The organism is Pseudomonas sp. I8001 (assembly GCF_013385345.1).
Lineage (GTDB): Bacteria > Pseudomonadota > Gammaproteobacteria > Pseudomonadales > Pseudomonadaceae > Aquipseudomonas.
In genome coordinates this window covers 38644-49230 of record NZ_JACAQC010000050.1, presented here as the reverse complement: position 1 = coordinate 49230, position 10587 = coordinate 38644, and the positions used below count along the sequence as shown (strand labels likewise).

The following is a 10587-nucleotide window of genomic DNA, read 5'->3' as shown; positions in this document are numbered from 1 at the left end:
CGGAACCAATAGTCGCCGTTACCTAAATAACGGATATGTACACCATCACCACCGCCACCACCCTCAGGGCCGATACAAATGCGCATGCCCCGCACGATACAACGACGACTCACCAAAACTGTCACTGGCCAAAACCCGACCCACCAGAATCAACGCCGTACGCCGAAACCCCTTGGCTGCCACCTTCCCGGCAATATCCGCCAGCGTACCAATGGCCCAATCCTGATCCGGCCAGGTCGCCCGATGCACCACCGCAATCGGACAATCCTCCCCATAGTGAGGCACCAACTCAGCCACGATCTTCTCCAGATGATTCACCCCCAGGTGAATCGCCATAGTCGTCCCATGCTGCGCCAGGCTACTGAACACCTCACCCTCAGGCATCGCCGTCTTATCCGCATACCGCGTCAAAATCACACTCTGCGCAATGTCCGGCAACGTCAGCTCAGCCTCCAACAACGCCGCACACGCCGCCACCGCCGTCACCCCGGGAATGATCTGAAACCCAATCCCAAGCTCCCGCAACAGCCGAATCTGTTCCCCAATCGCCCCGTACAAACTCGGATCCCCGGAATGCACCCGCGCCACATCCTGGCCTTTCTCATGGGCCGTCTTGATCAGCCCAATGATCTGCTCCAGATGCAGCTCCGCACTGTTGACCACCAACTCCGCCTGATGCCCCTCAAGCACCGCCGCCGGCACCAGCGAACCGGCATAGATGATCACCGGGCAACTGCGAATCAGCCGCTGCCCCTTGACCGTGATCAATTCCGGGTCACCTGGGCCTGCGCCGATGAAAAAGACAGTCATGGATTCATTCCTGTGAAAAAAAGCACGCGAGCAGCCCTCCAGATGAAGATTACTCATGATCAAAGCTGACGATTATCGGGAATTCAGCCGGCGCAAGCCAATGCAAAGGTGGCCTGGGCGGTTTTTTTGCGAGTGATCAGCAGGGTGGCAGGGCCTTGGGACAGGTGTTCTGCCAGTGCCAGGGCCGCACTTTCCGCGATGCCGTAGCAACCGGTATAAGCAAAAACCGTCTCCGACTTATGGCTCAATCGATCTTCATAGGGCGCCAATTGCTCCGCACTGAAAAATACCAACGGCAAATCCAGAACCTGAGCCAGTGCCAGCAACCCCGGCTCATCCCGCTTGCGATCAAGACTGGCCAACGCAGTGATGCGCTGACGCTCAATGCCACCCTCGGCGAGGGCGGCGTTGAACAGTTCACGCAGGATGTCGACAGAACAACCCCGCTGACACCCCAGGCCAACCGCCAGGATCATGCCGAATACTGACCATCACGGTTACGGCGAAACAGCCAGGCACTGATCAAGCCCAGCGCCAGCCAGAAGGCAACGTTGGTCAACTGCGAGGCGATCTTGAATTGAGCTTCCAGAGCCTCCGGCGCCAGCATCGAGTGGACTTCCGGCTGTGGTGCGCCAATCACATGGGGCACAGCCAGGATCGCCACGCCCAGGATTTTCAGCAGCCAGTTACGACCGAACACGATCAGCGCGATACCGGCAGCGGTAGAGGCGGCAGTGCCGATCCACCAGATTTGCCGTTGCGCCAGGTCTGCCGCCGCAGTCCCCGGCAATTCAGGCGGCAAGCCCAGGGTCGGCGCCAACACAAAGGTGGCGTAACCGGCCAGGCCCCATAGCAGGCCTTGGGCCGTACGGGTCGGTGCACGCAGGGTGTACAGGCCGGCAAGCATCAGGGCAAAACCTACGGCGACCACCAGGTTACCGCCCGTAGTCGACAGCACACGCTGCCAGCCATCTTCCGGCTCCCAGGCTTCAGCGTCGTGGGTGTGGGCCGTGGCTTCGGCATGTTCATGCACTTCGGTCGCGGCCGGGGCGTTTTCGAAGGTTTCCGCCTGCAGGATCAGCGGGGCAACCCAGAAGCTTTGCAGCAAGGTCAGCAGCAAGGCGGCCAGGAGGCCGGTGAAACCTGCGGTTTGGGCAATACGCTTGATCATGTCGGCAGGTCTCAGTGGCACGGGAACGCAGCGCTGTGGCGGGTATCGTGGGCGGCGTTGTGCACCGCTTCGATGTGCGAGAAACCGGCGAAATACACCAGGCACGCGCCGAGGATCGACGCGCCGATGGCGGCAGTCAGGCGTTGGCTCAGGGTGGCGGTGGTGCTGGCGGTAGAGGCGGTGCTGCTGATGATCGACATGGCGCGTCCCTTCAGGGTTTCAGGGTGACACGAGCGCATGAAAACCCCGCGAGCCAGGCACGCAGGGTTCTGAACAGCGCCCGCCCACCGCGGGTTTGTTATCTGATTTTTTCGGGCCGGTCTCCGGGCTTGCGAGGGGCCTGGGCCTTGAAAGCATCACCTTCCCATGCCGTAGAGGCACAGTGGTTTTGATGCTTCACTCGCTTACCGTTGCGGGGGCAGCACCGGACTCGTCACGCCCTTGAGTAAAGGAACATGACTCACCGGTTTCCCGTTTCACCCTGTGAAGGGCACCCGAAACAAGATGTGTAGGAGAGCATGGGCGGGCGATGGGCGTCAAATCGCCGGGTTATTGCCAGCGTTTGAACAGCACGCTGGCATTCACGCCGCCGAATCCAAACCCATTGGAAATCGCGTATTCAATCGGCAACGACCGAGCTTGGCCCCGGACCATATCCAGTCCATCGGCGGCGGGGTCCGGGTTATCCAGGTTGAGGGTCGCCGGGGCAATCTGGTCGCGCAGGGCGAGCACGGTGAAGATCGCCTCGATCCCGCCCGCGGCGCCCAACAGATGGCCGGTCGCCGACTTGGTGGCGCTGATCGCGACGCTGGCATTTGCACCGAACAGCGTATTGATCGCTGCCAGTTCGCCGTTGTCGCCTACGGGGGTCGACGTGGCATGGGCGTTCAAGTGCTGGATCTGTGCGGCGCTGATCCCTGCCTGCGCGATCGCCAGTTCCATTGCCCTGCGTGCACCCGAGCCATCTTCCGGGCCCGAGGTCATGTGATAGGCGTCGGCGCTGGTGCCGTAGCCCACCAGCTCTGCAATAGGCGTCGCCCCGCGAGCCAATGCATGCTCCAGTTCCTCGATCACCAACAGCCCGGCACCTTCGCCCATCACAAACCCGTCGCGGCCTTGATCAAACGGGCGGGAAGCCAATGCCGGCGTGTCGTTGTAATCGCTCGACAGCGCACGCGCCGCAGCAAAACCGCCGAGGCTGACTCGGTGGATACAGGCTTCGGCGCCGCCACACACGGCGATGTCGATTTCTCCGGCACGGATCATTCGCGCAGCATCACCAATCGCCTGTACGCCGGCGGCGCAGGCAGTGACGGGGGAGCCCAGCGGACCTTTCAGTTGATGCTGGATCGACACGTGCCCGGCCGCCATGTTGCCGAGGAATGACGGGATCGTGAACGGCGACAGGCGGCGAGGCCCTTTGCTGTCAGCCGTACGAACGGCCTCGGCAATCGCGGGAAAACCACCCACGCCGGAGGCGATGATTGTCGCGGTACGTTCCTGCTGCGATGGCGTCTGCGGACTCCAGCCAGCCTGGGCCAGGGCCTCTTGCGCGGCGGCCAGGGCAAACACGATGAACCGGTCCATCTTGCGTTGTTCCTTGGCCGGGATGACAGTGTCCGGGTCAAAGCCGGCTTCAGGGTCCTGGATGCGGTCCAACACTTGGCCGCCGATGCTGATTGCCAGGTCGCCGATCAATGCCTCGGGTAGCCTGCGAATCCCGGATTCACCGGCCAGCAGGCGCTTCCAGGTCTGTTCCACGCCGGTTGCCAGCGGTGTCACTGCACCCATGCCGGTCACAACAATTCGCTTACTCATGATCGCTTAGCTCCGCAAATTTCAGGTTGGTAGCAATGCATGGACGAAACTATCATTATGAAAGTAACATCCGATAGCTGAAATTTCCGTAGCCGCCCCACAGAGGAACTGCAATGCAACGTAAGTCGCTGGTGAATGCCGAATGCCCGGTAGCCCGTGGAGTGGAACGGGTAGGCGAGTGGTGGAGCATCCTGATCATGCGCGACGCGCTGCAAGGGTTGCGGCGTTTTGACGAGTTTTCCCAGAGCCTGGAAATCGCTCCGAATATGCTCACCCGCCGGCTCAACAGCCTGGTGGAAGCGGGGCTGCTGGAACGCCGGCAATACAGCGAGCGGCCGCCCCGTTTCGAGTACGTACCGACGCCGGTTGGCGAGGATTTCCGGGTGGTGATCATGGCGTTCATCGGCTGGGGCAACCGCCATTTCGCCAACGAAGGTGAAAGTCTGCAATTGGTCGACCGGAAAACCCGGCGCCCGGTGGAAGTGGCGGTGGTGGACGCCGACGGTGCACGCGTGTCCGTCGAGCAATGCAGCGTCCAGGCCGGTCCGGCGGCGAGCGAAGGCATGCTGGAGCGCCTGGCGCTGCTTAGTGCCAAACGCTCGGACATTGACCCGTCCCCGCGCACTGCGTAGCCTTGCACCTTCGAGGTTCTTCGGCCCAGGCCGAAGCTAAGAAGGGAACGCGGTCAATGCCGCGGCTGCCCCCGCAACTGTAAAGGGTTTATCTGACTGCCACGCCACTGCCTGAACAAGGCGGGAAGGCGCAGCCAGCGCCGGCCTCACCGCCGGCAAGCCCCAAGCCAGGAGACCTGCCTCGCAACCGATTTTCTACTTCAACCGGGCGGGGTGATCCGGTGGCGAATTCTGCTTCTGCGCACCTGCGCAGGGCCACTCGTCCCGTATGCCCGCCCCAAAGGGCATCCGATGAAAACACTGGCCAAACTCCCCGTCACCATCGTTACCGGCTTCCTCGGCTCGGGCAAGACCACCTTGCTGCGCCACATGCTGGATAACGCCCAGGGGCGCCGCATCGCGGTGATCGTCAACGAGTTCGGCGAGCTGGGCATTGACGGTGAAATCCTCAAGCAATGCTCCATCGGCTGTACCGAAGAAGAGGCGAACGGCCGCGTCTACGAATTGGCCAATGGCTGCCTGTGCTGCACGGTCCAGGAAGAGTTCTTCCCGGTGATGCGCGAACTGGTGGCCCGTCGCGGCGACCTCGACCATATCCTCATCGAAACCTCGGGCCTGGCCCTGCCAAAACCCTTGGTCCAGGCGTTCCAGTGGCCGGAAATCCGCAGCGCCTGCACCGTTGACGCCGTGATCACCGTGGTCGACAGCCCAGCCGTGGCCGCCGGCACGTTCGCCGCCTTCCCGGACCAGGTTGACGCCCAGCGCAAGCTCGACCCGAACCTGGACCACGAATCCCCCCTGCACGAGCTGTTCGCTGACCAACTGGCCAGCGCCGACCTGGTGATCCTCAACAAGTCCGACCTGATCAGCCCTGAAGACCTGGCCCGTGTGCGCCTGGAAGTGGCAGAAGAACTGCCGCCGGCGGTAAAAATCATCGAAGCCAGCAGCGGTCGCCTGCCGCTGGACGTATTGATCGGCCTGGGCGCGGGCTCGGAAGAACACATCGATGGCCGCCACAGCCATCACGATCATCACCACGAAGGTGAAGACGACCACGACCACGATGCCTTCGACTCCATCTCCATCGAACTGCCCCAGGCCGACGAAAGCCTGCTGCTGGACGCCCTGACCCAACTGGTGGTCAAGCACGGCATCCTGCGGGTCAAGGGCTTCGCGGCGATCCCGAACAAACCGATGCGCCTGCTGATCCAGGGCGTGGGCACGCGTTTCGACAAGCACTTCGACCGCGCCTGGCGCGCCGATGAGCCGCGCGCCACGCACCTGGTGCTGATCGGCCAGGAACTCGACGCCGCCTTGCTCGAAGCGCAACTGCGCGCTGCCCTCAGCGTTTAAACCATGCATCTGCTCAGGACCCAGCCCGGCGGTTTCGTTTCGGATGACAACATCGCCGACCTTGGGCAAACCCCCGCCGAGCTGGTGATCCTGTGCAGCGGTGATTCCAGCCTGGCGCTGCTGGCCGAAGCGGCCCAGCAGTTGCCCGAGGATTACCCGAGCCTGCGCCTGGCCAACCCGATGCAGGTGCAGAACCATGCTTCGGTCGACCTGTATGTGGATGAGGTGCTGCGCCACGCCAAGGTCATCCTGATTTCGCTGCACGGCGGCATCGGTTATTGGCGCTACGGTATCGAGCGCCTGGTGGAGTTGGCCGAGCGCGGCGTGCAGCTGATCCTGGTGCCGGGGGATGATCGCCCGGACCCGGAACTCAGTGGCCTCAGCACCGTGGGCGCCGAGGAACGTGACCGGCTCTGGCACTTCCTGCGCCAGGGTGGTTTGGGGAATGCGCTGGATTTCTATCGTTGCCTGGCCGCCAGCTACCTTGGCCGCGATTACGCCTGGAGCGAGCCGCAAACCCTGCCGCGCACGGCGATTTATCATCCGCATAAAGCCAATGCCCGTCTCAACGATTGGCAGGCTGACTGGCAAGCTGATTTTCCCGTGGCGGCGGTGCTGTTCTACCGCTCCCATTTGCAGGCGGCCAACACCGGCTTTATTGATGTTTTTTGCCAGCGCTTGCAGGCCGCGGGTCTCAACCCGCTGCCGATGGCGGTGGCCAGTTTGAAAGAGCCCGGCTGCCTGACCGTGGTCGAGGATTTGCTGGACGAGGTGCACGCATCGGTGATTCTGAACACCACCGGTTTTGCCCAGTCCAGCCCCGAAGCGCCGCACCTGCGGCCGTTTCGCCGCAATATCCCGGTGATCCAGGCGATTTGCGCCCAGGACAACGAGCCCGGCTGGCAGGCCAGCGAACAAGGCCTCGGCCCTCGGGACCTGGCGATGCACATTGCCTTGCCGGAGCTGGACGGGCGCATCATCAGCCGGCCCATCAGCTTCAAGGACCTGGCCTGGCGCAGCGAGCGCAGCCAGTCGGATGTGGTGTGCTATCGCGCACAGCCGGAGCGCATGGACTTTGTCGCCGAACTGGCGCGGCGCTGGGTCGAACTGGCGCGGGTGCCGAATGGCGAAAAGCGTATCGCGCTGATCCTCGCCAACTACCCGACCCGGGACGGACGTATCGGCAACGGCGTGGGTCTCGACACCCCAGCCGCCGCGCTGAATATCCTGCGGGCACTAAAAATCCAAGGTTATCCGCTGCCGGACGAGCTGCCGGAAAGCGGAACGGCACTGATCCAGGCGCTCTTGGGCGGCGTCAGCAACGACCTGGACAGCCTCGACTTGCGTCCGTGTCATCAGAGCCTGGCGCTGGATGACTACGAGGCGATGTTCAACCGCTTGCCCGAGTCCAATCGCCAGGCCGTGTTGGCACGCTGGGGTACGCCTCATAGCGATCCGATGTTCCGCGACGGGCGCATGATGATCGCGGGCCTGCGTTTGGGCCTGACCTTCGTCGGCATCCAGCCGGCCCGGGGTTACCAGGTGGACGCGAGTGCGGTCTATCACGACCCGGACCTGGTGCCGCCCCATGGCTACCTGGCGTTCTACTTCTGGTTGCGCCACACCTACGGCGCCCACGGCGTGATCCACGTTGGCAAGCACGGCAACCTGGAATGGCTGCCGGGCAAGGGCGTCGGGCTTTCCGAGAACTGCTGGCCCGACGCACTACTGGGGCCGCTGCCGAATATCTACCCGTTTATCGTCAATGACCCGGGCGAGGGCGCCCAGGCCAAGCGCCGCACCCAGGCCGTGATCATCGACCACCTGATGCCGCCGCTGACTCGCGCCGAAACCTACGGGCCGCTGCGCGACCTGGAGTTGCTGGCCGACGAGTATTACGAGGCACAACTGCTCGACCCACGGCGTGCCCGCGAGCTGCAAAAGGACATCCTCAAGCTGGTGCGCGAAACCCGCATCGACCAGGAACTGGCCCTGGACGAAAACCTCGACAGCGACGCCGATGCGGCGATCTGGCTGCCGCGCCTGGACACCTACCTGTGTGACTTGAAGGAGTCGCAGATTCGCGATGGCCTGCACATTTTCGGCGAGTCGCCCGAGGGCCGTTTGCGCATCGACACCTTACTGGCCTTGCTGCGCATTCCGCGTGGCGATGGTCGCGGGCCGCAATCGAGCCTGCTGCGGGTATTGGCCAAGGCCTTTGACCTGGGCTTCGATCCGCTGGACTGCGCCTTGGCCGAGCCGTGGACCGGGCGCCGGCCAGTGGTGTTGCAGAAGATCGACACGCAGTTGTGGCGCACCGCCGGCGACACCCGTGAACGCCTGGAGCTGTATGCCGCGCGCTTGATCGAGCAGGCGCTGGAAGGTGCCGTGGAGCAGCTTGAAGAGCCCGGCTGGGAAGACGTCAAGGCGGTGATCGAGAGCTTGCGCATCGTCGTCGCGCCACGCCTGGATGCCTGCGGCCCGGCGGAAATGCGCGGGTTGCTGGATGCCTTGAACGGGCGCTTCGTCCCGGCCGGGCCCAGCGGCGCGCCGAGCCGGGGCCGTCTGGACGTGTTGCCTACCGGTCGTAACTTTTTCTCGGTGGATGTGCGCAACCTGCCCACCACCACTGCCTGGCGCATCGGCTTCCAGTCGGCGAACCTGATTCTTGAGCGTCACCTGCAGGATCATGGCGACCACTTGCGCCAACTCGGCCTGTCGGTGTGGGGCACTGCCACCATGCGCACCGGCGGCGACGACATTGCCCAGGCCATGGCGCTGATGGGCGTGCGCCCGGTGTGGGCCACCGGCAGCCAGCGGGTGGATGACTTTGAAATCCTGCCGATCAGTCTGCTGGACCGGCCACGGGTGGATGTGACCTTGCGCGTGTCGGGGTTCTTCCGTGATGCATTCGCCAACCTGATCCGCCTGTTCGATGCGGCGGTGCAAGCCGTGGCTGCGCTGGACGAACCGGATGACCTGAACCCGCTGGCCGCCAAGGTGCGCAGTGAGCGCGAAGCGTTGCGCCTGTCGGGCCTTGACGAGGACGCGGCGGCGAAGCAGGCCGGCTGGCGGATCTTCGGTGCCAAGCCCGGTGCCTATGGTGCCGGCGTGCAGGGCGCGATTGATGGGCGCTTGTGGCAGAGCCGCGAAGACCTGGCGGAGGTTTACCTGAACTGGGGCGGCTACGCCTATGGCGGCTCCGACGAAGGCACCGCCGCCCGCGAACAGTTTGCCCAGCGTTTGAGCCAGGTGCAGGCGGTGTTGCAGAACCAGGACAACCGCGAGCATGACCTGCTCGACTCCAATGATTACTACCAATTCCAGGGCGGCATGCTCGCCGCCGTGGAAACCCTGAGCGGCGACAAGGCCGCCAGCTATCATGGTGACCACAGCCAGCCGGACTTGCCGAAAGTCCGCACGTTGAAGGAAGAGTTGAACCGGGTGATTCGTGCCCGGGCGGCCAACCCGAAGTGGATCGAAGGGGTGAAGCGCCACGGCTATAAAGGCGCGTTCGAGATGGCGGCCACCGTGGATAATCTGTTCGCGTTCGACGCTACGACGGCGTTGATCGACGATCATCAATACGCGTTGCTGGCGGATGCCTACTTGCTGGACCCGGACACCCGCGCCTTTGTGCAGCAGCACAACCCGGATGCCCTGCGGGATATGACCGAACGCATGCTCGAAGCCCAGCAACGCGGCATGTGGCAGGAGCCTGGGGCGTACCGCGAGGCGTTGGAAAACCTGTTGTTGGATATAGAAGAAGGCAGTTGATGACCGACCTCCCGCATTTCCCGCTGTCCGCCGTTGTCGGTGCCGACGACTTGAAACTGGCCCTGTGCCTGACCGCCATCGACCCGAAAATCGGCGGTGTGCTGATCGAAGGCCCGCGGGGCATGGCCAAGTCCACCCTGGCCCGTGGCCTGGCGGACCTGCTCGCCAGCGGCCAGTTCGTCACGCTGCCGTTGGGCGCCACCGAAGAGCGGCTGGTGGGCACACTCGATCTGGACGCGGCACTCAGTGAGGGCCGCGCACAGTTTTCCCCCGGCGTGCTGGCCAAGGCCGACGGCGGCGTGCTCTATGTCGATGAAGTCAACCTGCTGCCCGACCACCTGGTGGACCTGCTGCTGGACGTGGCCGCCAGCGGCACCAACCTGATCGAGCGCGACGGGATTTCCCACCGGCATTCGGCGCATTTTGTACTGATCGGCACCATGAACCCGGAAGAGGGCGAGCTGCGCCCGCAATTGCTCGACCGGTTTGGTTTTAACGTAGCGCTGAGCGGGCACACCCAGCCGGCCGAACGCGGGCAGATCATCCGTCGCCGCCTGGATTTCGACAGCGACCCTCAGGGTTTCTGCGGGCAATGGGCCGACCGGCAGGCCGCGTTGCGTGAGCGCTGCACCCGGGCCCGCGCCTTGCTGGATAGCATCCCGTTGGATGACCAGGCGCTGGCGCAGATTACCGAGCGCTGCTTTGCCGCCGGGGTCGATGGCTTGCGCGCCGACCTGGTCTGGCTGCGTGGCGCACGTGCCCATGCGGCCTGGCGGGGCGCGACGGCTATCAGCGAAGAAGATATCGAAGCGGTCGCGGAATTTGCCCTGCGCCATCGTCGTCAGGAGCAATCCCCGCCTGCAACGCCGCCCGCTGGCGGTCAATCACCCAAGCCCAATGATGCACCTGAAGGCCAGGGCCAATGGGGCGACATGCCCGCACCCGCCTTGCCGATAGGTGCTCGCCGTGATGTGCCCACCTGGCCAAAAAAGCCCTAGGCATCCGCCCCAAACCTGACGCAGGGGC

9 protein-coding genes and 2 riboswitches are annotated in these 10587 nt (G+C 63.7%); of the genes, 4 read left to right on the top strand and 5 right to left on the bottom strand.

Annotated features, from left to right (window positions below; translation table 11 throughout):
* Positions 1-63 precede the first annotated feature (63 nt).
* The 5 genes from cobM to fabF all read right to left on the bottom strand — a co-directional run bounded on the left by cobM (position 64) and on the right by fabF (position 3799).
* On the bottom strand, positions 64-810 hold the full coding sequence (cobM, locus tag HX839_RS27115) for a precorrin-4 C(11)-methyltransferase (RefSeq protein ID WP_008431975.1): 747 nt from the start codon (positions 808-810) through the stop codon (positions 64-66).
* Positions 811-893: 83 nt separating this feature from the next.
* Complete coding sequence (locus HX839_RS27110) at positions 894-1286, bottom strand: cobalamin biosynthesis protein (protein WP_177067986.1); 393 nt, start codon at positions 1284-1286, stop codon at positions 894-896.
* Positions 1283-1981 (bottom strand): CbtA family protein, encoded by a 699-nt coding sequence (locus tag HX839_RS27105; RefSeq protein WP_008431977.1) that lies wholly within the window; start codon positions 1979-1981, stop codon positions 1283-1285. Before HX839_RS27105 ends, HX839_RS27110 begins: the two co-directional genes overlap by 4 nt.
* An 11-nt stretch (positions 1982-1992) precedes the next feature.
* The gene (locus tag HX839_RS27100; protein WP_003217883.1) at positions 1993-2181 is read right to left on the bottom strand and encodes a CbtB-domain containing protein; all 189 of its coding nucleotides are present in this window, start codon (positions 2179-2181) and stop codon (positions 1993-1995) included.
* Between the two features lie 96 nt (positions 2182-2277).
* Positions 2278-2494: riboswitch (cobalamin riboswitch) on the bottom strand.
* 36 nt (positions 2495-2530) lie between these two features.
* Positions 2531-3799: a beta-ketoacyl-ACP synthase II gene (fabF, locus tag HX839_RS27095; RefSeq protein ID WP_087694357.1), complete on the bottom strand. Its 1269-nt coding sequence runs from the start codon at positions 3797-3799 to the stop codon at positions 2531-2533.
* 113 nt (positions 3800-3912) lie between these two features.
* On the opposite strand from fabF, the gene HX839_RS27090 reads away from it, so the two are divergent.
* The 4 genes from HX839_RS27090 to HX839_RS27075 all read left to right on the top strand — a co-directional run bounded on the left by HX839_RS27090 (position 3913) and on the right by HX839_RS27075 (position 10559).
* Entirely contained in the window at positions 3913-4431 is a 519-nt protein-coding gene (locus tag HX839_RS27090; RefSeq protein WP_003217886.1) for a helix-turn-helix domain-containing protein, read from the top strand.
* Positions 4428-4630, top strand: a riboswitch (cobalamin riboswitch). Its footprint overlaps the gene before it by 4 nt.
* Positions 4631-4722: 92 nt before the next feature.
* Positions 4723-5784 carry a cobalamin biosynthesis protein CobW gene (gene cobW, locus HX839_RS27085; protein ID WP_003217887.1) on the top strand — a complete coding sequence of 354 codons (1062 nt, stop codon included), beginning with the start codon at positions 4723-4725 and terminating at the stop codon, positions 5782-5784.
* 3 nt (positions 5785-5787) lie between these two features.
* Positions 5788-9561 carry a cobaltochelatase subunit CobN gene (gene cobN / locus HX839_RS27080; RefSeq protein ID WP_177067985.1) on the top strand — a complete coding sequence of 1258 codons (3774 nt, stop codon included), beginning with the start codon at positions 5788-5790 and terminating at the stop codon, positions 9559-9561.
* On the top strand, positions 9561-10559 hold the full coding sequence (locus HX839_RS27075; RefSeq protein ID WP_177067984.1) for an ATP-binding protein: 999 nt from the start codon (positions 9561-9563) through the stop codon (positions 10557-10559). The genes cobN and HX839_RS27075 overlap by 1 nt, the downstream gene beginning before the upstream one ends.
* Positions 10560-10587: the final 28 nt, after the last annotated feature.